Origin of the sequence: Methylovirgula ligni (genome assembly GCF_004135935.1) — a bacterium.
Classification (GTDB): Bacteria; Pseudomonadota; Alphaproteobacteria; order Rhizobiales; family Beijerinckiaceae; genus Methylovirgula; species Methylovirgula ligni.
Genome location: NZ_CP025086.1, coordinates 2,458,365 through 2,481,179, shown reverse-complemented (window position 1 = coordinate 2,481,179; position 22,815 = coordinate 2,458,365). Strand labels below are relative to the sequence as shown.

Genomic DNA, 22,815 nt, shown 5'->3' with positions numbered 1-22,815 from the left:
TCACCGCTCGTCCGGCGCCTTTATAGCCTTGGGCAGGATCAGCGCGTGCGATTCCGGAAAGTTCGTATAGAGCTCGCTGGCGCGATATTGCTGAACCGCGAAACGCAGAAGCACGCCCACCGCCGCGGCGACCGGCACCGCGATGATGAGGCCGGTGAAGCCGAGCAAACTGCCGAAGGCGAGCAGCGCGAACATCAGCCAGACGGGATGCAGACCGACCTTGTCGCCGACGAGCTTCGGGGAGATCACATTGCCCTCGAGAAACTGGCCGACGACAACCACGCCCACCGCCGAAGCGAATAACGTCCAGTGCGGCCAGCCCTGCACGAGCGAGATGATCGCCGCCGCGATCAATGCCGTCATCGAGCCGACATAGGGGATGAAACTCAGGAAGCCGCCGGTTATGCCGATCAGCAGGCCGAAATTGACGCCGACGATCGTCAGGCCAAGACCATACCAGAGACCCAGGAAAAGGCAGACCAGCGATTGTCCGCGCAGAAAACCCGACATGGTCGTGTCGATCTGATGCGCGAGCTGATGCACGACGCCGCGATAGCGCGGCGGGATGAGGCTGTCGGCCGCCGCGATCATGCGGTGATAGTCGAGCAGCATGTAGAAAGCGACGACCGGCGTCACCACCAGTAGCGACGCCAGGCTGATGAGCGCCGCTCCGTGGCTGACGACCGAGTTGAGCGCCCCCCCGAACCAACCCGCCGCCTGACCGGCGATGTCGTTGAGGCTCGTCTTGATGTCCGGCATGCTGGTGCTGCGCAATCCCAGCTTGCGCAGCAGCGGCGTGGCAAAATCCGTGTTGAGTTTGGTAGCGGCGCCAGCGATCAGGCCCTGCAATTTGTTGAGCAGCGCGGGCAGCGCCTGGATGAAGGCCGCGAACTGGTGCGTCAACGCCGGCACGATGAGAACCAGAATGAGCGCCAGGACGAAAACGAAGCCGAAAAGAATGACGAGCGTCGCCGCAAGCCGGTTGAGCCCCAGGCGTTGCAAATGCACAGCCAGCGGATCGAGCAGATAGGCGATGACGAAAGCCGCGGCGAAGGGCAGGATCACCCCGTTGAACAGCCAGAGCAGCATGACGAGGCAAGCCAGAGCCGCGAACCAGAAAATGATCTGCCACTCGATCCGCATGAGAACGACCTCACCACGTCTTAAAACCTGTAACGATGCCTCACAGGCTCATGTGTCTCGCCCACCCAGCCAGATAGGCTGCCAGAGAGGCCAGCGTCAATGCCGCGACGGCAAGGGTGCAGACCAGAAACAGCGGCCCCAAGGTAAACTGGAATGCCTTGGCGCCAAGCACCGCCGCCGCGAAGCCGATCTGCGCCGTCGTATTCGCTTTGGAAATCCAAAGCGGGTGGATCGCTACCGGCTTGTTCATCAGCCACGAAATCATGAACGCGCCGATGATCATGACGTCGCGCGCGACGACGAGAATCGTGAGCCACGACGGGACGGCGCCGAAGACCGCCAGCGCGACATAGATGGAAATGAGCAGCGCCTTGTCGGCGAGCGGATCGAGATAGGCGCCAAGTTCCGTCTGCAGGTTGAAGGTTTTGGCCAGCCAGCCATCGATGGCGTCGGAAATGCCCGCGGCGATGAAAATCAGGCAGGCTTCGGTCCAGCGGCCGGCGGAAATCATCGCGATGACGATGGGCACGAGACAAAGCCGCGCCAGCGTGATGAGATTAGGCAGACTGGTGTAAGTGGTCATGATCCTCCGAAAAAGCGTGCGACTCGTATTGGCGCAACTTAATGTCATTATCCGGTGCGGGATAAGGCGGTAAAATCTACGCAATTTGCAAGGCGAGCGGGCGGGAAACCACCTCACGCTTTCGCCCGGCATGTGTTGCTTCCAAGTGCTTGATATGTCCGGGGCGACAGGTTAGGGCTGCCATCAGGACGGGGCAGAGATGGCATCGAAAAAGGACAATTGGATCGGGCGGCGGCCGCTGACTTATGCCGATGCAGGCGTCGATATCGATGCCGGCAATGCGATGGTCGAAAAAATCAAGCCTCTGGTGCGGGGGACGCGGCGTCCCGGCGCCGACGCCGAAATCGGCGGCTTCGGCGGTCTGTTCGATCTCAAGGCAGCGGGTTTCAGCGATCCCATCCTCGTCGCGGCGAATGACGGCGTCGGCTCGAAGGTCAAGCTCGCGGTCGAGAGCAACATCCACCATTCGATCGGCATCGATCTCGTCGCGATGTGCGTCAACGATCTGATCGTCCAGGGCGCCGAGCCGCTGTTCTTCCTCGATTATTACGCGACCGGCCATCTCGACGCCGACGTCGGGGCCGAGATCGTCGCCGGCATCGCGCAGGGCTGCCGCGAGGCGGGCGCTGCGCTGATCGGCGGCGAGACCGCGGAAATGCCGGGTCTTTATGCCGGCCGGGATTATGATCTGGCGGGCTTTGCGGTCGGCGCCGCCGAGCGCGGGCGGCTGCTGCCGCGGCCGGACGTCGCCGCCGGCGACATCGTCCTCGGGCTCAGTTCCTCCGGCCTGCATTCGAATGGATTTTCACTGGTGCGGCGGATCGTGGCCGACGCCGGGCTGGCGCTTGATGGACCCGCCCCTTTCGCCTCGCAGATCTCGCTCGCCGAAGCCCTGCTGACGCCGACCCGGATCTATGTCCGCCAGATTCTTCAGGCGCTGCGTGCCGGCGCGCCGATCAAGGCGCTGGCGCATATCACCGGCGGCGGCTTTCCCGACAACCTGCCGCGCATACTGCCGAATGGGCTCGGAATCCGGCTCGATCTGCCGGCCATACCGGTGCCGCCGGTTTTCCGCTGGCTCGCCGCGGAAGGGCCGGTGGCTGAAGCCGAGATGTTGCGCACCTTCAATTGCGGAATCGGCATGGCGGTGATTGCCGCAGCCGATTCGGCGGACGCCGTGGCCGCGGCCTTGCGCGCGGCGGGCGAAGAGCCGGTGCGAATCGGCGAAGTCGTCACGGCCGCGACTGGTCTGCGCGTCATCACGACCGGGCGGCTGGCGCTGTGAGCCGCCGGCGCGCGGCGATCTTTATTTCAGGTCGCGGCTCGAACATGCGCAGCCTGGTCGAAGCGGCGCGGGCGCCGGATTATCCGGCTGAAATCGCCCTTGTCCTCTCCAACCGGCCCGAGGCGGAAGGGCTTGCCTACGCGCGGGCGCTCGGTGTTCAGACTGCCGCCGTCGACCACAAGATCTACGCCGGCCGCATGGAATTCGAAAAGTCGGTGCAAATTCTGCTCGATCTGCACCGAATCGAATTGATCTGCCTTGCCGGCTTCATGCGGCTGCTGACGCCGGGTTTCGTCCGCGCCTGGGACGGCAGGCTGCTCAACATCCACCCGGCCCTGCTGCCCGCCTATCGCGGCCTGCATACCCATGAGCGGGCGCTCGCCGACGGCGTGAAAATCCACGGCTGTACCGTGCATTTCGTCGTGCCGGAAATGGATGAAGGCCCGATCATCGCCCAGGCCGCTGTCGCCGTGCTGAACGACGATACACCGGATACGCTCGCCGCGCGGGTGCTCGCGCAGGAGCATGTCATCTATCCGGCCGCGCTGGCCGCCGTTGCAACCGGGCGCGTGCATGTCGCCGGCAACCGGACAAGGCTCGACGATTCACATCAGGATTTCGCGCCGCTGCAGGTGCCGAAGATCGGTTAAGCCAGCCTGCCCCGGTCATCTATAGCCGGGCGTTATGGCGTCCAGGCTTCGTAATCGCCCGTCGCGGCGGGGCGTACGCCTGTTGCCAGCGTCGAGCCTTGCGGCCGCCAGGCCTGCGGCGTCCCTGTAAGATTCGGCTCGTAGGGCAACTGCCAGTCGCGCGGCTTATAATTGTCGTCGGGCGGCGCGATATCGGTCGTATGGTGCAGCCAGCCATACCAGCCCGTCGGCGTCGCCGAGCCTTCCGCGTAGCCGTTGTAGATCACCCAGCGGCGCTGGAAGCCCAGCGTCGGATCGATCGCCCCGCCCCGCGCCCGATAATAGCGGTTGCCGAATTCGTCCTGGCCGACCAGCTCACCCTTGCGCCAGGTATAGAAGAGCGTGTTGAGCGTGGCGCCTTGCCACCAGGTGAAGATACGCGTGAGCCACACCATGAGGTCGGTCCCATAAGCCGTGCTGCGCCGCAAATATGCCGATCGCGCAGCAATTGTCCACACGCAAGCAATTCTAATACGCGCAAGCTTCGCCCACGTTTGGCGGCTGATTCTCGTATTTCGAGGCCCGAGTCTGTGGATGAGTCCGGCCCCCGCCTGTTGATGGTGGGGATAGCGCGGATGGGCGGCGGAAAAGCGCCGCTGACGGTTGCGGCGCACCCCTCTCGGGGTCAAGATCAGCCTGCCGTCGCGGTCTTGAATTTTAACGCTTTGCACAACATTTTGTATCTAGGCTTCGCCCGCCTACTAGGCTTAGGCTTATTCAGAAGCGCGCGAGTCGGACGGCTCCCGCGTTACGATCTAAAGGGCGCGGGACGGGAAACCTCCTGCGTGGGGCACTATCTTCATCATTCGGGGCCAGAAAACATGCGAATCGAGCGTCGTTATACGACTGAGAACCAATCGCCCTACGCAGCGATCGAATTTCGCACGACCCGCAGCGAGATCCGCAATCCGGACGGCTCGACCGTCTTCGCCCTCGACGGCATCGACGTGCCGGCGGCCTGGAGCCAGGTTGCGGCCGATGTGCTGGCGCAGAAATATTTCCGCAAGGCCGGCGTCCCGGCGAAGCTGAAGCCGGTCGAAGAACCCAACATTCCCGAATTCCTCTGGCGCCATGCCGCCGACGAGGAGGCGCTGGAAGAGCTGCCAAAGGCCGAGCGATTCGGTTCCGAAATCTCCGCCCGCCAGGTCTTCGACCGGCTCGCCGGCGCCTGGACCTATTGGGGCTGGAAGGGCAAATATTTCGACACCGAAGCCGATGCCCGCGCCTTCTATGACGAATTGCGCTTCATGCTGGCCAAGCAGATCGCCGCGCCCAATTCGCCGCAATGGTTCAACACCGGCCTGCATTGGGCCTATGGCATCAACGGCCCGAGCCAGGGCCATTATTACGTCGATTTCGAAACCGCCAAGCTCGTGAAGTCGAAGTCGGCTTACGAGCATCCGCAGCCGCATGCCTGCTTCATCCAGTCCGTCGCCGATGATCTCGTCAACGAGGGCGGCATCATGGATCTATGGGTGCGCGAGGCGCGGCTGTTCAAATACGGCTCCGGCACCGGCTCGAATTTCTCCAAGCTGCGCGGCGAGAGCGAGAAGCTTTCGGGCGGCGGCAAATCCTCCGGCCTCATGTCCTTCCTCAAGATCGGCGACCGCGCCGCCGGCGCGATCAAGTCGGGCGGCACGACGCGCCGCGCCGCCAAGATGGTGGTCGTCGATGTCGATCACCCCGATATCGAGGCCTATATCGACTGGAAAGTGAAGGAAGAAGAGAAGGTCGCCGCGCTCGTCGCCGGCTCCAAGATCGTCAAGAAGGCGCTGAAGGCGATCCTGCGCGCCTGCGTCAATTGCGAAGGCCCGAACGGCGATTGCTTCGAGCCGGAGAAGAACCCGGCGCTGAAGCGCGAGATCAAGCTCGCGCGCAAGGCGTCCGTGCCGGACAGCATGATCAAGAAGATCATCCAGTTCGCCCGCCAGGGTTATAAGGACATCGCCTTCGACACCTATACGACCGATTGGGATTCGGAAGCCTATCTCACCGTCTCCGGCCAGAACTCGAACAATTCGGTGCGCGTCACCGATGACTTCCTGCGCTCGGTCGAGGCTGGCGGCGACTGGACGCTGATCCGCCGCACCGACGGCAAGGTTCACAAGACGCTGAAGGCGCGCGATCTGTGGGAGAAGATCGGCTATGCCGCCTGGGCCTCCGCCGATCCCGGCCTGCAATATCACACGACGATCAACGACTGGCACACTTGCCCGGCCGCGGGCCCGATCGTCGCGTCGAATCCCTGCTCCGAATATATGTTCCTCGACGATACGGCCTGCAATCTCGCCTCGCTGAACCTGTTGCCGTTCCGCGATCCGCAGACCAAGCAGTTCGACATCGAATCCTACGAGCATGCGGTGCGGCTGTGGACCATCGTGCTCGAAATCTCGGTGCTGATGGCGCAATTCCCGTCGAAGGAGATCGCCCGCCTCTCTTATGAATACCGCACGCTGGGCCTCGGCTACGCCAACATCGGCGGCCTGCTGATGTCCTCGGGCCTCGCCTATGATTCGGACGAAGGCCGCGCCATCGGCGCCGCGCTCTCCGCGATCATGACCGGCGTCGCCTATGCGACCTCGGCCGAGATCGCGCGGGAACGGGGGCCTTTCGCCAATTATGCGGAGAACAAGGACGCCATGCTGCGCGTCATGCGCAACCATCGCCGCGCCGCGCTAGGCGAGGCTGCCGGCTATGAGAAGCTCGCGACCGCGCCGGTTCCGCTCGATCACGCAGCTTTGCCGCAGCCCGCGCTGGGCGAACATGCCGTCGCCGCCTGGAACAAGGCGGTGACGCTGGGCGAGCAATCGGGCTATCGCAATGCGCAGGTCTCGGTCGTCGCGCCGACCGGCACGATCGGCCTCGTGATGGATTGCGACACCACCGGCATCGAGCCCGATTTCGCGCTGGTGAAGTTCAAGAAGCTCGCCGGCGGCGGCTATTTCAAGATCATCAACCGCGCCGTGCCGGAGGGCCTGCGCGCGCTCGGGTATCGCGAATCCGAGATCGCCGAAATCGAGGTCTATGCGGTCGGCCACGCCTCGCTGCGCCAGGCGCCGGCGATCAACCCGCCCAGCCTCAAGGCCAAGGGCTTCACCGACGCCAAGATCGATGAGCTTGAGAAGACGCTGGCCTCGGCCTTCGACATCAAGTTCGTCTTCAACAAATGGACGCTCGGTGCCGACTTTCTCGTCAACACCCTCAAGGTGCCGGAAGACAAGCTCGACGATCCGGCGTTCGACCTGCTCGCCTTCCTCGGCTTCTCCAAGGCCGATGTCGAAGCCGCGAATATTCATGTCTGCGGCGCGATGACAGTAGAAGGCGCGCCGCATCTGAAGCCCGAGCATTATGCCGTCTTCGATTGCGCCAATCCCTGCGGGCGGATCGGCAAGCGCTATCTCTCGGTCGAAAGCCACATCCGCATGATGGCGGCGGCGCAGCCCTTCATCTCCGGCGCGATCTCGAAGACGATCAACATGCCGAACGATGCGACGGTGGAGGATTGCAAGGAGGCTTACACGCTCTCCTGGCGCCTCGCGCTGAAGGCCAACGCCCTCTATCGCGACGGCTCCAAGCTTTCGCAACCGCTCAACAGCCAGTTGATCGAGGATGAGGACGAGGAAGACGATAATGTCGAGGCTCTCGTCGCCGCCAATGCTCCGGCGCGGGCGACGGTCGTTGCCGAAAAGATCGTCGAGCGCATCGTCGAGAAGATCGTGCATGACCGCGAGCGCGAGCGTCTGCCCGACCGGCGCAAGGGCTATACGCAGAAGGCTGTCGTCGGCGGCCACAAGGTCTATCTGCGCACCGGCGAATATCAGGACGGGCGGCTCGGCGAAATCTTCATCGACATGCACAAGGAGGGCGCCGCCTTCCGCTCGCTGATGAACAATTTCGCCATCGCCATCTCGGTCGGCCTGCAATATGGCGTGCCGCTCGACGAATATGTCGATGCCTTCACCTTCACCCGGTTCGAACCGGCGGGCCTCGTGCAAGGCAATGACGCGATCAAGAACGCGACCTCGATCATCGACTATGTGTTCCGCGAACTCGCGATCTCCTACCTCGGCCGCACCGATCTCGCCCATATCGACCCGAGCGACATCGGCCATGACGTGCTGGGCGGCGGCGAGGCACAGAGCCGCGCACCGCAAGGCGCGTCCGCGACGTCGAATTTCGTCTCGAAAGGTTTTGTGCGCAACAAGGCCGACAAGCTGATGCTGGTGCAGAGCGCGGCGGGCGGCCAGACGACGGCGCTGAAGAAGAATCTCGAAAACGAGATCGAGGCCGAACTCGGCGCGCTCGACTGGTCGGTATCTTCCGAGCAGACCACCGTCGCGGATCGCCGCAACGAAGCGCGGATGAAGGGCTATACCGGCGAAGCCTGCCCCGAGTGCAATAACTTCACTTTGGTCAGGAACGGCACGTGCCTGAAGTGCGACACCTGCGGCGCGACGACGGGGTGCTCGTGAGTTTCGAGTCTTTAAATTCCTCGAGGAGAACGCCATCGGCCTGGGGCGCCGGTGGCCGCATCAGGCCAGTCTATGAGCACCAACTTTTCGGGTGATCCGCTATCAAACGACGAGATTGCGCGTTACGCAATCGAGTTACGTCGATCGCAAGGGCTAAACGACCTTGATATACCTAACTTAATGGCAATCCTTGAATGCGACACTCTTCTCACTCGTTTCGGCACAAAAAGGCTTGAGCGAGTTGTAGTTCCGGATGAAGAACTCGGTGGCGACGAGGCTCACACGCTTATAACGGAGTCGTGCGTTCGACTGCGCTTCTCTCGCACGACGAACAACCGTATTGAACAACTTGATCGCCGCGCCCGCTTCACTGCGGCGCACGAACTCGGGCATGGTGTCTTACATCGAAACAGCGCACCCCTCGCGCGCGCGCGTCAACAGAACGTCCGGCGAATGGTGGACTCCTTTGTCTCCGTCGAACGGCAGGCCAACTTTTTCGCATCAATCTACCTCGTTACAGATGCGATGGCGGCCTGTGTAGAATGCGCAGACGATCTTTCGCGTTATCTCCTCAGTGGCGAAGCCGCCGATGTTCGTTGGGAGCGCGAGTCAAAGCGACGAAGCCGCCCAAAAATTGCAGCCGCTTTCCGTTCGCTCGCCGATGAGCTTAGAAATGTTGGCCGGCCGCCAAGCACCTCAAAGCTAGAGCCACTTGTCTGTCCGAAATGCTTCGCAAAGACGCTTGTTTTCGTCGGCGACCGTTACGAATGCCAAGGACCGTGCATGGGGGTTAACGGCGAATTTCCGGACGGTGACGGTCCAATCTTTTAGCTATATCTGCCGCGGCACTTTCTGCAACTTCCGGCCGATAGCTGTATTCTGTCCTCGCACGGCGCGTAATGGTATTTACAAATCGAGAGAAGTATCGCGTTTTGCTAACGCGTATCGTGAGAACGGAGATGATTGGCGCATCGAGGGCGCGAATCTTCCAGGCAACATCATATGAAGAAAAGCGCCCCGAAACATTTGGTTTCGGGGCGCTTCCTGTTTTAGCGATTTCGCGGTGAACCGGCCCTTAGCCGAACTGGTTCATCGTGTTGTGGGCGCCACCGGCCTTCAGGGCCGCCTCGCCGGCGAAGTATTCCTTGTGATCGTCGCCGATGTCGGACCCGGCCATGTTCTGATGCCTGACGCAGGCGATACCCTGACGAATCTCCGCACGCTGAACGTTCTTCACATATCCAAGCATGCCCTGCTCGCCAAAATATTCCTTCGCGAGATTATCGGTCGACAGAGCCGCCGTGTGATAGGTCGGCAGCGTGATCAGATGGTGGAAGATGCCGGCGCGCTTGGCTGAATCGGCCTGGAAGGTCCGGATACGCTCGTCGGCCTCGATCGCCAGCGGCGTGTTGTCGTATTCCGCCTTCATCAGCTCGGCGCGGTTGTACTGGCTCACATCCTTGCCGGCCTTCTTCATCGCGTCGTAGACTTGCCAACGGAAGTTCAGCGTCCAGTTGAAGGACGGCGAGTTGTTGTAGGTCAGCTTCGCGTTCGGGACCACTTCGCGGATGCGATCGACCATCTCGGCGATCTGCTCGATATGCGGCTTCTCGGTCTCGATCCACAGCAGGTCGGCGCCGTTCTGCAGCGAGGTGATGCAGTCGAGCACGCAGCGATCCACACCGGTGCCGGGACGGAACTGGTAGAGGTTGCTGGCCAGCCGCTTCGGACGCAGCAGCTTGCCGTTGCGGTTGATGATGACGTCGCCGTTGCGGGCATCGGCGGCCGACACTTCCTCGCAATCCAGGAAGCTGTTGTACTGATCCCCGAGGTCGCCAGGCGTGTGGCTCACGGCAATCTGCTGCGTGAGGCCAGCGCCGAGCGAATCGGTGCGGGTCACGATGATGCCGTCTTCGACGCCGAGTTCGAGGAAGGCGTGACGGCAGGCACGGATCTTCGCCAGGAAGACCTCGTGCGGCACAGTCACCTTCCCGTCCTGGTGGCCGCACTGCTTTTCATCGGAAACCTGGTTTTCGATCTGCAGGGCGCACGCGCCTGCCTCGATCATCTTCTTGGCAAGAAGATATGTCGCCTCGGCATTGCCGAAGCCGGCATCGATATCGGCGATGATCGGCACGACATGCGTCTGGAAATTGTCGATCTTCTCGATCAGCGCCTTTTCCTTCGCCTTGTCGCCGTCCTTGCGGGCGGCGTCGAGGCTGCGGAAGATATCATTCAGTTCGCGGGAGTCCGCCTGACGCAGGAAGGTGTAGAGTTCCGCGATCAAGGCCGGCACCGAGGTCTTCTCGTGCATCGACTGATCGGGCAGCGGTCCGAACTCGGAGCGGAGCGCGGCGATCATCCAGCCGGAGAGGTACAGATAGCGGCGCTCGGTCGAGCCGAAATGCTTCTTGATCGAAATCATCTTCTGCTGGGCGATGAAGCCATGCCAGACGCCGAGCGACTGGGTATACTTCGAGCTGTCCGCGTCATAGGCGGCCATGTCCGCCCGCATCAGCGCCGCGGTGTAGCGGGCGATATCCAGGCCGGTCTTGAAGCGGTTCTGCAAGCGCATGCGGGCCACAGCTTCGGCGCTCACGCCGTTCCAGGTCTCCTTGGTCTTGAGGAGCGCCTCAGCCGCCTCAACCTCGCTCTTATAGGACGCCGGTCCCTCAATAGCCCGGTCGCTGATCCCGTGGGGTTGGAAGTTCATGCCCATGATCCCTTTAGTGAAAAATTCTGCGGCGTTTGTACGCGAAATAGCGGCAGTCACAAGCCATTTAGCAGAAAACTTGTCACACTTTACAAGAATATCGTGTATATGTGTAAGAACATTACACAACGCAAGGACTGGACATGACAACCTCCAGCGCCCGCTCGATCTTCATGGGACCGCGACTGCGACGGCTTCGGCGCGAGCTGGGGCTGACCCAGGCGGACATGGCGGCCGATCTCGAGATTTCCGCCCCCTACGTCGCGCTTTTGGAGCGCAACCAGCGGCCGGTGACGGCGGACATGCTGCTTCGTCTGGCCCGCACTTACAAGATCGACCTTACCGACCTCGCCGGCGATGGCGGCGCCGATCACACGGCGCGGATGCAGTCCATCCTGAAGGATCCGATGTTTTCCGACATCGATATCCCGGCGCTCGAAATCAGCGACCTCGCCGTCAGCTATCCGGGAATGACCGAGGCCTTCCTTCGGCTCTACACGGCCTATCGCGAAGAACAGCTTGCGCTGGCGGAGCAAAGAGCGCCGGCGGTGAAGGGCGTCGTGCCAGCCTGGGGTCGGGGCAAGCCTGACGCAAACGACCCCGTCGCCGACGTCAGACGATTTCTTGCAGCACGCCGCAACAACTTTGCCAATCTCGACGATGCGGCTGAGCGTCTTGTCCAGGTCCCGTCCGGGCCGGCGGGGTTCATCGAACGGCTTCGCCTTCGCCACAACCTTCAGGTCCGTTATCTGCCGCCCAGCGTCATGCTCGGGTCCGTGAGGCGTCTGGACCTGCATCACAAACAGCTCCTGCTCGAGGACTCGCTCGATACCGCAAGCCTCAACTTCGAGCTGGCCAAGCAGCTCGCCTATCTTGAAATGGAAGATGAGATCGATGCGGCGCTGGAAGCCGGCAAGTTCGCGAGCAAGAGCGCCGAGTTGCTGGCCCGCCGCGCCCTCGCAGCTTACGCCGCCGCCGCGATCATCATGCCATATTCCGCCTTTGCGAAGGCCGTCGACACGCGCCGTTACGATCTCGAAGCGCTCGCGCGTCAATTCGGCACCAGCTTCGAGCAGACCGCCCATCGCGTCACGACCTTGCAGAGGCCGGGTCTGGAGAAGGTCCCGTTCTTTCTGATCCGTGTCGATCCGGCCGGCAACATTTCCAAGCTGCTCGACGGCGCCGGCTTCCCGTTTGCCAAACACGGAGGCGCCTGCCCGCTGTGGTCGGTTTATGGAATCTTCAAGACGCCGCGCCAGATCGTCACGCAATGGCTGGAAATGCCCGATGGCCAGCGATTCTTTTCGATCGCGCGCACTGTGACCGCGGGCGGCGGTTCGTTCGGCGCGACTCGCGTAGAGCGGGCCATTGCGATCGGTTGCGCGGCCGAGCACGCAGGACAGTTGATCTATACCGGCTCTGGGCAAGGGCTGCGTGCCGATGAGCCCACACCGATCGGCGTCGCATGCCGTGTCTGTCACCGTCCTAAATGCGCGGCGCGGTCGGCGCCTCCGATCGGGCGCGAGATTCTTCCCGACGACTTCAGGACCTCAAGCGTCCCGTTTGGATTCTCCGCGGATTGACGGTTTTTCGTCTTGGCCTGGTCTGCGCTCGTTGCGCCGACAGCACCGCTAAGAACGGGCGCGTTCCGGGAACGCGCCCGAAATATTCAGGTCTATGCAAATCAGTGACAAGATCGGCTACGCAGCAAAGGCGCGCATCACCCCGGTCTTCGGATGACAGTTGATGTATTCGAAATATTGCGCCGACGCATCGAACACCGACACCTCGTGATAGAGCACGAGTTCCTTGAACTTCTTGGCAAGTCGGTTGAACGTCACGAAAATCTGCAGATGCGTGGGGTGCGATTCCGCCCAGGATTCGAGATTGGACAACGACCGCCACAGGCTGACGCCAAATCCCTTTTCCTCAACCTTGCCGTCTTTGTCCATGTGGTAGCAATAGCGGTTGCAATAGCAGCCGACCTCAAGGCCGTCGTCGCGCAAATAGTTCATTCCATCCAGAAGCACGGGTTGAATGTCCTCGAACCAGGTGCGGCGCTCTTCGCCGTCCGTCCGGCTCCAATCCTCGCCGGAGCGGATGAGCGTCAGATTCTGATGGCCGGCCACGATCACGCGGCCGCCCTTGGCCGGTGTTCCCTGCTTCAGCGCCAGTTCACCCGATGGATCCATCGTGTCGGTTTGCGAGAGCGGAAGGCGGTCCCGCATCGATCCCCAGTAGCCGTGCTCGATAATCGGTTCAGTCAGGCCCCCGAGCAGGATGCTGACGCCTTCGAGCGGCCCCGGCGCCGTGAAGATCGTCTCGAACTGTTCCATGCGTGGCGAGAAAATCTCGCGGAAATAGCCGACACCGTCGTTGAGCCGGTCATCGGAAGACCACCAGCTCTTGACCGCCGGTTTATCGTTCCACTTGTGATATTTCTCGGGCTCTTCCCAATAGGCGACGGCGATCAAGTTGAGATGACCCTGGCCATCGACGAATTGCACCAGATCGTGCCGCGCCGGGCCATCGTCCACGTTGAAGCTCTGCAAGATAGTGCGGAAGGCGGCGCAAGCCTGCCCTTTCGTTTCATCGCTCTTTATCTGCACGCCGAAGTAAGCCATCACCAACTGCTTGATCGACTGCGGACCCAGCGCGGAATAGGCCGGGACGGCCGGTTTCCATGTGTCGCTCACCCGGCGGGTGCGCGTGCGTGGGCATCTAAGATGGCTCGGAATCGAAGAATCCAGACTCATCAGGTCGTCACTCCCTTTTTTCGCCGGCCCTCAAAGAAGCCGGATCGTTATTTACCCGTCAGGTTGAATAATAAGTGAGAGCGTTTGTCACGGGTTTTTCGGGGCGTTGGCTTACCCTCGGCTTCACTGCCTTGCTGCCGCTTCCGACCCATGCTTGAATGTGCGGCGTGAGCGCGCGGGGCCAGCTTGAGATCGCAGCGGGATTTGCCACCCGCGCCGGCAAGCGCACGAACAATCAGGACTTTGGCACTGTCGATATCGGCACGGCGTCTCAGCGGGCCGTGCAAGGCATTGTCGCCGCCGTCGCTGATGGGTTCGGCAATGCCCAGGGCGGCCGCGTCGCATCCGAACTTGCCGTCAGGGCCTTCATAGACGGCTATCGCTCGCAAAGAGAGCCCGTCGGCGTCGGCGCCGCCGCGATGAAATCGCTCGATGCCTATAATCTTTGGCTTCATGGCCAGTCGCGATCCGACCCGGTGCTGCGCGGCGCCTCGACGACGTTCACCGCGGCGGTGCTTCTCGGCCGGATCGCCACCATCCTCCACGTCGGCGACAGCCGTGCGTGGCATCTGCGCGCCGGCAATCTCACCCTGCTGACCGACGATCATTCCGCGCCGCAGGCGCATGGCGGGCGGGCGCTCCTGCGCGCCGCCGGGCTTGAACCCGCGCTTCGGCTGGACATCAAGACGCAAAGCCTCGAAGCGCAGGACCGCCTTTTACTGACGACGCGCGGCGTTCACGAGTTTCTTTCCGCGAATAATCTTCTGCAACTCCTCGCCCGGCGCGAAGAAGTCGCGCAGACCGATGCCGATGCGATTGTCGACGCCGCAATCGCGGCTGGCAGCGATGACGACACAACGGCGCTCGTGATCGACATCATCACCGTGCCATCGCCCGCCTACAGTTCAGTCGTCGCGGGCATGGAGGCCCTGCCGATCCGGCCAATCCCGGCCCTCGGCGAGACGATCGATGGCTTCAAGCTCGTCCGCATCCTCGCCGAGAGCAAGACTGGGCGCCTCTTTCTGGCAAAGAGGGATGACGAATGGGCGGTGCTGAAACTCCCCGATCCCGCGACGACGACTCCAATCGAGCGCACGCGATTCATGCGTGAAGTTTTTCTTGGCCAACGGATCGCGCATCCAAACGTCGGCGCCTCGCTCTTGTTGCCCGAAGGCCGCCAGAGCCGGCTTTATGTCGCCATGCCCTATTACAAGGGCGAGACTTTGGAAGACCGGCTGCGACGCGACGGCCCGATGAAGGTCGATGAGGCCGTCGCGATTGCCATTAAGGCGGCGCGCGGCCTTGCCGCGCTCCACAAGGCCAGCGTGACGCATCGCGACATCAAGCCCGGAAATATCATGCTGCTGGAAAACGGCGACGTGAAGCTCATCGATCTTGGCGTCGCGCACCTCCCCCGGCTGGAGGATGTCGATGAAGTCGAGACACCCGGCACGCTCGACTATATGGCGCCGGAGCTGTTTCGCGAGAACAGAGGCGATGCCTTGTCGGACCAATATGCGTTGGGCGTCACGCTCTATCGCATGCTCTCGGGCAAATATCCCTTCGGCGAGACTCCTCCCGGCGAGCGTCCGCTGTTCGGCCCGGTGCCGCCGCTATCAGCCTATCGCGACGACATACCAGCCTGGCTCAACGCCGTGATCCTGCGCACCATCTCGCTGCGCCGGGACGATCGTTTTGGCGATCTCGATGAATTTATCTTCGCGCTGGAACACGGAAATCTTCGCCCGGCGCCGCTTCATCGTGGGCCACTCATCGAACGAAATCCCCTGCTCTTCTGGCAAGTCCTTTGCGCCGTTTTGATTATTCTTCTCGTTCTGAGCATCGTCAGGAGATGAAAGGCCCTGCCTTCAACCGACATTGATACAAAGCCTCGCGATGGGCCTCGATATGCGGCGGCATGATGTGTAGAAGGAGCCTGTCCACGGCGCGCCCGCACAGGCGGGGCGCCGTTTCGAGGGAGTCAACAGCGTGAGCAAACTCATCGTCCTTTACAAAAAGCCTGCCGACCCGGCGCAGTTCGACAAGCATTTCCGCGCGGTTCATGTGCCGCTCGTGCAGAAACTGCCGGGTCTTCGCGGATTTTCCTTCGGCCCCGCGAGCACGCTCGATGGCGGCGAAGGCGCGTTTTTCTGGACGTTCATCGGTACGTTCGACAGCCTGAAAGCGATCAACGAGGCTTTGGCTTCGCCGGCGGGGCAAGATGTCGTCGCCGACATTCCGAATTATTATGCCGAGACGCCGACGATCCTTTATCTGGATTCGACCGAAGGCTGACAAGCATCCCTCGCCCTTCGCGCGATTTGAACATCCAGATGCCAATTTCGGGCAAGCCCGGAATTGGTCCGGCTCCTTGGGAAGCGAAGAATTGGCGGCTTGCCCCGGCGCCGCTATAATCGCGGACGCATTGATCCGGGGACAGCACGGCGCCATGCACGTCGCCGATTCAAAGACACACCATCCGGCTTCGGAACCGTCTACGCAAGGCGGGCCCGCCGCCGAGCCACGCAAGATCATCCATATCGACATGGATGCGTTCTATGCGTCGGTCGAGCAGCGCGATAATTCCGATCTGCGCGGCAAGCCGGTCGCCGTAGGCGGCGCAAGCCGGCGTGGCGTCGTCGCGGCCGCAAGCTACGAAGCGCGGAAATTCGGCGTCCGCTCGGCGATGCCATCCGTGACTGCCCTGCGCAAATGCCCGGAGCTTGTTTTCGTCAAGCCGCGCTTCGACGTCTATCGCGCTGTCTCGCTGCAAATCCGGGCCATTTTCGCGCTTTACACCGAGGAGATCGAGCCGCTGTCGCTTGATGAAGCCTACCTTGATGTGACCGAAAACAAGATGGCCATTCCGCTAGCGACACAGATCGCCGAGGAAATCCGCGCCAGGATCAGAGCCGAGACGGGTCTCACGGCGTCCGCCGGCGTCTCCTACAACAAGTTCCTGGCCAAGCTCGCCTCGGACCATCGCAAGCCCGACGGGCTCTTCGTCATCACCCCGAAAATGGGGCCGGCTTTCGTCGAGACGCTGCCTGTCGCAAGATTTCACGGCGTCGGCCCGGCGACGACGGCGAAGATGAAAAGCCTCGGCATTGAAACAGGCGTCGATCTGAAGGCCCAGCCGCTGCCGTTCCTGCAGCGGCATTTCGGCAAAGCGGGTTCCTATTATTACTGGATCGCGCGCGGCGTCGACGAGCGCCCGGTGCGCGCCAATCGCGCACGCAAGTCGATCGGCGCGGAGAATACATTCTTCGATGATCTCACCGAGTTTGAGGCGATGCGGGCGGCGCTCCAACCCATCCTCGACAAGCTCTGGCGTCATTGCGAAAGCTCGGGCCTTCGCGGCCGCACCGTGACCCTGAAGGTGAAATTCGCGGATTTCCAGATTCTCACGCGCAGCCGCTCCAATGCCGAAGCTGTCGGCGAGCGTGGTGCGCTGGAAACAATCAGCCTCGATTTGCTTCGACCCTTGTTGCCAACGGCGAAAGGCGTTCGTCTGCTCGGCGTTTCGCTGTCAAATCTGCTCGCGGACGACGATGAAGTGAGCGGAAGCCAGTTGACCCTACTCTGATGCAGCTCGCGGCGGCTGGTATGCGATCCCCGCCGGTGGCAGCCTCATTGCGTTCGCCCTGCACCTCAAGCAATATGAACGGCCGGCTCGAAGCGCCTGAAGCGCCTGAAGCGCAAGGAGCTACGGCCATCTTCATTTCGCTGTCATCCGTGCGTCAGAGCGCAGACGGCAGCGAGATATCGTTCAAGCCAAACGGAATGGAATCATTTGATGCGGTCAAAGCAAACCAAAGCCTTCCGGAACTTGCGTCTCAAGAATGGCGTGTTGGCCGTGTTGGCCCTGACGGCGGTCCTGGTGCTTCCGGGCGAGGTCTCCGCGCAACAACAGGGCACAGCTGAGCAGCGCCATGCCTGTACGCCGGACGTCTTCCGTCTCTGCAGGGCCTACATACCCAACCGTAAGCGGATCACCGCCTGTCTGGAGCATCACCGGCGGTTGCTGAGCCCCGAGTGCCAGCTCGTCTTCGCTCACTAAAATTTTGCCACGCTGAAGTGCGTCCTCGCCGTTTGGCCGGCGCACTTCTTTCGTTGCATCGACTTCCGCATCGCTGAAGTCCGCGCCATTCGCTATCCTATATTTCTATAATTTCGATTGACTTTATATTCTTAGAATGTTTTTTTCGCCCAAAGCGACTTGAGTGGCGCCAAGGCACAGAATGCTATTGCATTCAATTTCAAGAGAAATTTCCAGCGACCCCGTCGCGGGCCGGGATGCCCGGCCGCAACAGGACGGCTCGTTGCTGCTGTTTGAGACCCTGCCAAATCTGGCGGGCGTCCCGGATGTCTTCGCGACATTGACGGCGCGCGAATCTGCGCGGGTCGCCGCCGCTGGCGAGCGCATCGACTTCGACGCGGGCGATCACCTCTTCCGCCAAGGTGACGCGCACAGCGGCATCTTTATCCTGCGCGAAGGCATCGTCCGCAGCTTCTATGTCGCGCCGAACGGGCGCGAGATCACGCTCGCGAATTGGACGCCCGGCAATTTCGTCGGCGGCCCGGATATTTTCAGCGAAGCGCCGCATGTCTGGTCAGGCATCGGCATAAAGGCGGGCCATGCGATCCGCCTGCCCGGCCCGGCCGTGCGCCGGCTGATGTCGGATATTCCCAACTTCGCACTCGGCCTCGTGCAGGGTCTTGCCTACAAAGGCAAATGCTATTCCTCGCTGCTGCAGATGCTCGGCACCCGTTCGGTCGTCGAGCGGCTGGCGCACCTTCTGCTCAATCTCATCGACCTCAAGGGCGTCGAGTCCGAAGGCACGATCGTCATCGCCGAAATGCCCTCGCATGAAGAGCTTGCCGCGATGGTCGGCGCGACGCGGCAATGGATTTCGATGACCATCGAAAAATTTCGCAAGCGCGGCCTCGTCGACATCAATGGCCGGCGCCTCGTCGTTCTCCGTCGCGAGGCGCTGCGCGCCATCGCCGATGGCTGCTGACTTTTCACAACAGGAGATAATTGTGCGTCACCTCGTAAAGCGCGTAGCTATTTGGGCTCTTGCCGGTCTTGGCCTGGCGAGCGCCAATAATGTGCAGGCGGCAGACCTCGACTATGGCAAGCCGGGCGATCCGATCCATCTCGTCGTGGGCTATCAGCCCTACTACAGCGAAGCCTGGTCGGGCGCCGTCATCAACGGCCTGCAATTGTGGAAGAAATATCTGCCCGCCGGCTCGACCGTCGAATTCCACGTCGGCTTGCAAGGCTCGATCGTCGTCAATTCCATGCTCGCCGGCAAAGCAAGCCTCGGCTATCTCGGCGACATGCCGGCGATCGTCGCGACGACGAAGCGGAGCGTCGCCGACCTGCGCATCATCGCGAACATCGGCCTTGGCCATGACCAGTGCAACGTCTTCTTCGTCCGTAAGGACGCGCCGCAGTTCACCGATGCGAAGGCGGCCGTGACATGGCTCAACGGCAAGACCGTCGCGAGTCCGAAGGGGAGCTGCGCCGATCGTTTCGCGCAAGCCGTCTTCCAGAAGACCAAAACGGCGCCCAGCGCCTATCTCAACCAGAGCATCGAGGTCATCACCAGCGGCTTCCGCGTCGGCAAGATCGACGGCGCCGTACTGTGGGAGCCGACAGCCTCACGGCTTGTCGCGGAGGGCCTCGCCCGGCGGGTCGCCAGCGGCTATAATTTCGACGAACCGGATGGGGCCTTCCTCGACGCGCGCGCCGATCTGATCAAACAGCGGCCCGACATCATCAAGGCGTGGCTCGAAACCGAGCTTGATGCAGAGCTCTTCCTCGCCAATCCGGCCAATGCCGTCAAAGTCGCCGAACTGCTGAAGGCGCAGACCACCGGCTTCACCCAGAAGGAATTGTGGCAGGCTGAATTCGGCGCTTATCCGGCGTCGAGCGGCGGCGGCCCAGTCCGGCTGACGGTGCCCTTCGGGTTTTCGCAGAATGCACTGGCGCTCATCGCCAAGGATACCGCCTTCCTCCACTCGATCAAAAGCATCGATGCCGAGAAGCTGGCGGACGACGCGGTGCTTCCCGGCTATACGACTGAAATCTTGAAGACGCGCGGGCTCGCGATTCCGGTTGGCGAGATCAAGGCCGCGCCCGAAACCGCCTTCCGATAGAGAGCGCGGCATGAGCGACGTAGAAGCGCTGATCGCCAAAGCCCTGCCCTTCGAAGCTCTGTCTCCGGCCGCGCTCCAAGAGATCGCGGCCGCGGCTCAGACCGTTGAAGCGCTGCAAGGCGATCTCATCTACGCCTCGGGCGCGCCGGCAAATGCGCTTTACATCGTCCGCGAGGGCACCGTTCTGCTCGAACCGACAAGCGGCGGTCTGCCGCCGCAGTCGGTCCAGGCGGGCGAGGCCTTCGGCTGGACGGCGCTCGGCGGCAAAGCCGGGCGGCGCTATCGCGCTGTTGCCGCCAGCCCCGTGAGCCTTCTGCGGATTCCCGGCGACCGCGTTCTCGATCTTGTCGCAAGCAGTTCGAGCGATGGCACGGAACTGCGCCAACATGTCGAAGACGCACTTGAGGACATCCATGCCCCGGCCGGGCACAGCGCGGTCTCGCGGACGCTCGAACTTTCGTTTTATCGCTTTGCCTATTGGCTGCGCTCGCCGACGCCCTACCTCGGCCTGATCGGCTACGCTTTGCTGCTCGGCTTCTGGTATCTGTCGGTCGAGGTGCTGAAACTGCCGCGCTTCGCCGAAATGCCGGGCCTCACGCAGGTTCTGCATGAATGGCTGAGCCGCAATCCGACCTATGGCGTCTCGATCTATACGCCGGTCTACTACCAGCACATTTTCGTCAGCTTGCAGCGCATTGCCATCGCTTTCGCGCTGGCGACGACGCTCGGCGTCCCCTTCGGCCTGCTGCTCGGCTGGTCGCGCAGTTTCAAGGATTATCTCTTTCCACTGTTCGAAATCATCCGGCCGATCCCGATCCTCGCCTGGGTGCCGCTCGCAATCATCATGCTGCCCGGCTCGGAACTGCCGGTGATCTTTCTGACGTTTCTGGCCTCGTTTTACGCCACGGCGCTCAACACGATGCTCGGCGTCAAATCGATCGACAAAACCTACGTGCTCGCTGCGAGTTGCCTCGGCGCCTCGCAATTGCAGATCTTCCGGCATGTGATCGTGCCCGGCGCCCTGCCCTATATTTTCACCGGCTTGCAGATATCGGTCGGCGTCGCCTGGTTCTCGCTCGTCGCGGCGGAGATGGTCTCCGGCCAGTTCGGACTCGGCTACCTCATCAATACGTCCTACACGACCGTCCAATATCCGACGATCGTCATCGCCATGCTGACCCTCGGCATCCTCGGCTACGCGACGAGCGCGCTGGTGCGCGCCGCCGGCGATTGGGCGATGCAATGGCGCGCGCGCCAGTTCGCGATGGAGGGCCAGGCATGAGCCTCGCGGCCGAAAGCGTCGCGACGCGTGGCGCGCTCACGATCGACAATGCGGTCAAGCTCTACGATCCCGATGGCGCGCGCGTGCTCGCCGTCGATCATTGCAGCTTCGATGTCGCGCCCGGCGAGATTTGCATGATCGTCGGGCCGTCCGGCTGCGGCAAGACCACCTTGCTCAATGCCATCGCTGGCTTTCACGGCCTCGACGGGGGCGCCATCTATCTCGACGGCCAATTGCTCTGCGGCCCCGGCCGGCCGAAAGCGGAGGTGGGCTCCGACCGCATCGTCGTGTTCCAGAACGGCGCTTTGTTTCCTTGGAAGACCAATCTCGAAAACATCGCCTTTGGCCCGCTGGTGCAAAAAAAGCTCAGCCGCTCCGAGGCTTTCGAGAAGGCGCGTCATCTGATGGCGGAAGCCGGGCTTGAGGGCGTGGAAAATGAATATCCGGGCGAGATTTCCTCCGGCCTGCGCCGCCGTGTCGAGATCGTCCGCGCGCTCATCAACGATCCGACCGTGCTGCTGCTCGACGAACCCTACCGTGCGCTCGATGCACTCACCAAATCGGTGATGCACGAAGCTTTGCTGGAGACGCACCGGCGCACCGGCATCACCATCTTCTTCATCACCCACGATCTTGAGGAGGCGATCTTCCTCGGCCATCGCGTGATCGTCATGACGGCGCGGCCCTGCCGGCCGAAGCGGATCGTCGAGATCGATATCCCCTACCCGCGCGATTATACCGTCCTAACCAGCCCCCGCTTCCGCGAGCTTGCCGCCGACATTTCGGCGGCCGTCGACGAGGAAGCAGCGAAGTCCTTCGAGCGCGGCGAGAAGGAGGGCTGATGGGCGCCGATGTCGCCAGCACCGCGCCGCCCAAGGACCGCACGCGCGGCCGGAAGGCGCTCGGCTGGCGCAATCCCTTCCTCGCGCTTGGCACGCGGCGCGCGCTCACTTCCATCGCGATCGCGCTCCTCATTTGGGAGATCGGTTCCACAAGTGGCACCTGGCTCGGCCATCCATTGCCGATCCTCGGCGTCGTTCCCTCGCCGGTCTCCGTGGCGGTCGCCTGGTCGCATCTGATCGGCGACCCCGGTTATTGGCAGAGCTGGTATCTCAGCTTCCTGCGTGTGCTGCTCGGCTTCTCCGCCGCGGTCGTCGTCGGCATCCCGTTCGGGCTTTTGCTCGCGATCAACAAAACGTTTCGCGGCATCGCCTTCCCGGTTTTCGAGCTTCTGCGGCCGATCCCGCCGCTCGCCTGGGTGCCGGCCTCGGTCATCTTCTGGCCGACACAAGAGCTTTCGATCGATTTCGTCATTTTCCTCGGCGCCTTTTACACGATTGTGCTCAATGTCGTCGGCGGCGCGCGCGCGATCGACATCCGCCTCATCCAGGTGGCGCGTTCGATGGGCGCGTCGCGCGGGAACATCTTCCGCAGGATCATCCTGCCCGCCGTGCTGCCCTCGATCTGCACGGGCATGGAAGTCGGCATCGGCATCACCTGGGAAGTCGTTATCGCGGCCGAGATGATCTCCGGCGGCGGCGGCGCGTCCGGCGGAGATTCCTCCGCTGGCGGCGGCCTCGGCTTCTTCATCTGGAATTCCTATATCGGCGGCTCCTACCCCGATATTATCGTCGGCATGTTCTCGATCGGCATTGCCGGCTATCTGTCGAGCGCCGCCGTGCGTCTCATCGAGGACCGGATCACGCCGTGGCGGAGGCTGCGCTAGA

18 protein-coding genes are annotated in these 22,815 nt (G+C 62.2%); 13 read left to right on the top strand and 5 right to left on the bottom strand.

Annotated elements, in window-relative coordinates; genetic code table 11:
- On the bottom strand, positions 1-1,143 hold the full coding sequence (locus CWB41_RS11900; protein ID WP_115836525.1) for an AI-2E family transporter: 1,143 nt from the start codon (positions 1,141-1,143) through the stop codon (positions 1-3).
- A 40-nt stretch (positions 1,144-1,183) separates the two neighbouring features.
- Positions 1,184-1,726, bottom strand: a complete 543-nt coding sequence (locus tag CWB41_RS11895) for a CDP-alcohol phosphatidyltransferase family protein (RefSeq protein ID WP_115836526.1) — start codon at positions 1,724-1,726, stop codon at positions 1,184-1,186.
- A 199-nt stretch (positions 1,727-1,925) separates the two neighbouring features.
- Between CWB41_RS11895 and purM the strand changes: the two genes are divergently transcribed.
- Both purM and purN read left to right on the top strand, forming a co-directional pair.
- Positions 1,926-3,011: a phosphoribosylformylglycinamidine cyclo-ligase gene (gene purM, locus CWB41_RS11890; protein ID WP_115836527.1), complete on the top strand. Its 1,086-nt coding sequence runs from the start codon at positions 1,926-1,928 to the stop codon at positions 3,009-3,011.
- Positions 3,008-3,661 carry a phosphoribosylglycinamide formyltransferase gene (purN, locus tag CWB41_RS11885; RefSeq protein ID WP_115836528.1) on the top strand — a complete coding sequence of 218 codons (654 nt, stop codon included), beginning with the start codon at positions 3,008-3,010 and terminating at the stop codon, positions 3,659-3,661. The genes purM and purN overlap by 4 nt, the downstream gene beginning before the upstream one ends.
- A gap of 32 nt (positions 3,662-3,693) precedes the next feature.
- Here the strand turns inward: purN and CWB41_RS11880 are convergent, their stop codons facing one another.
- Positions 3,694-4,095: an NADH:ubiquinone oxidoreductase subunit NDUFA12 gene (locus CWB41_RS11880; protein WP_115836529.1), complete on the bottom strand. Its 402-nt coding sequence runs from the start codon at positions 4,093-4,095 to the stop codon at positions 3,694-3,696.
- A gap of 426 nt (positions 4,096-4,521) precedes the next feature.
- On the opposite strand from CWB41_RS11880, the gene CWB41_RS11875 reads away from it, so the two are divergent.
- Entirely contained in the window at positions 4,522-8,172 is a 3,651-nt protein-coding gene (locus CWB41_RS11875) for a vitamin B12-dependent ribonucleotide reductase (protein ID WP_115836530.1), read from the top strand.
- 72 nt (positions 8,173-8,244) lie between these two features.
- Entirely contained in the window at positions 8,245-9,003 is a 759-nt protein-coding gene (locus CWB41_RS11870) for an ImmA/IrrE family metallo-endopeptidase (protein WP_115836531.1), read from the top strand.
- 244 nt (positions 9,004-9,247) lie between these two features.
- On the opposite strand, the gene CWB41_RS11865 is transcribed toward CWB41_RS11870, so the two are convergent.
- A complete protein-coding gene (locus CWB41_RS11865) occupies positions 9,248-10,885 on the bottom strand; it encodes an isocitrate lyase (RefSeq protein ID WP_115837074.1) in 1,638 nt (545 codons plus the stop codon).
- Between the two features lie 143 nt (positions 10,886-11,028).
- Between CWB41_RS11865 and CWB41_RS11860 the strand changes: the two genes are divergently transcribed.
- Entirely contained in the window at positions 11,029-12,468 is a 1,440-nt protein-coding gene (locus CWB41_RS11860; RefSeq protein WP_115836532.1) for a helix-turn-helix domain-containing protein, read from the top strand.
- A 117-nt stretch (positions 12,469-12,585) separates the two neighbouring features.
- On the opposite strand, the gene CWB41_RS11855 is transcribed toward CWB41_RS11860, so the two are convergent.
- The gene (locus CWB41_RS11855) at positions 12,586-13,581 is read right to left on the bottom strand and encodes a phenylacetaldoxime dehydratase family protein (protein ID WP_245441050.1); all 996 of its coding nucleotides are present in this window, start codon (positions 13,579-13,581) and stop codon (positions 12,586-12,588) included.
- 227 nt (positions 13,582-13,808) lie between these two features.
- Here CWB41_RS11855 and CWB41_RS11850 point away from each other — a divergent pair, with 227 nt between their 5' ends.
- The 8 genes from CWB41_RS11850 (at position 13,809) to CWB41_RS11815 (ending at position 22,814) form a co-directional block, all read left to right on the top strand.
- On the top strand, positions 13,809-15,497 hold the full coding sequence (locus tag CWB41_RS11850; protein ID WP_207206606.1) for a bifunctional protein-serine/threonine kinase/phosphatase: 1,689 nt from the start codon (positions 13,809-13,811) through the stop codon (positions 15,495-15,497).
- A 133-nt stretch (positions 15,498-15,630) separates the two neighbouring features.
- Positions 15,631-15,936 carry an EthD family reductase gene (locus CWB41_RS11845; protein ID WP_115836534.1) on the top strand — a complete coding sequence of 102 codons (306 nt, stop codon included), beginning with the start codon at positions 15,631-15,633 and terminating at the stop codon, positions 15,934-15,936.
- Positions 15,937-16,186: 250 nt separating this feature from the next.
- Entirely contained in the window at positions 16,187-17,227 is a 1,041-nt protein-coding gene (dinB, locus tag CWB41_RS11840) for a DNA polymerase IV (protein ID WP_245411309.1), read from the top strand.
- Between the two features lie 736 nt (positions 17,228-17,963).
- On the top strand, positions 17,964-18,662 hold the full coding sequence (locus tag CWB41_RS11835) for a Crp/Fnr family transcriptional regulator (RefSeq protein ID WP_165204297.1): 699 nt from the start codon (positions 17,964-17,966) through the stop codon (positions 18,660-18,662).
- Positions 18,663-18,684: 22 nt separating this feature from the next.
- Positions 18,685-19,806 (top strand): ABC transporter substrate-binding protein, encoded by a 1,122-nt coding sequence (locus CWB41_RS11830; RefSeq protein WP_207206605.1) that lies wholly within the window; start codon positions 18,685-18,687, stop codon positions 19,804-19,806.
- Between the two features lie 10 nt (positions 19,807-19,816).
- Positions 19,817-21,088, top strand: a complete 1,272-nt coding sequence (locus CWB41_RS11825) for an ABC transporter permease subunit (protein WP_115836538.1) — start codon at positions 19,817-19,819, stop codon at positions 21,086-21,088.
- Positions 21,085-21,930: an ABC transporter ATP-binding protein gene (locus tag CWB41_RS11820; RefSeq protein WP_115836539.1), complete on the top strand. Its 846-nt coding sequence runs from the start codon at positions 21,085-21,087 to the stop codon at positions 21,928-21,930. The genes CWB41_RS11825 and CWB41_RS11820 overlap by 4 nt, the downstream gene beginning before the upstream one ends.
- A complete protein-coding gene (locus CWB41_RS11815) occupies positions 21,930-22,814 on the top strand; it encodes an ABC transporter permease (RefSeq protein ID WP_115836540.1) in 885 nt (294 codons plus the stop codon). Before CWB41_RS11820 ends, CWB41_RS11815 begins: the two co-directional genes overlap by 1 nt.
- Position 22,815 lies beyond the last annotated feature (1 nt).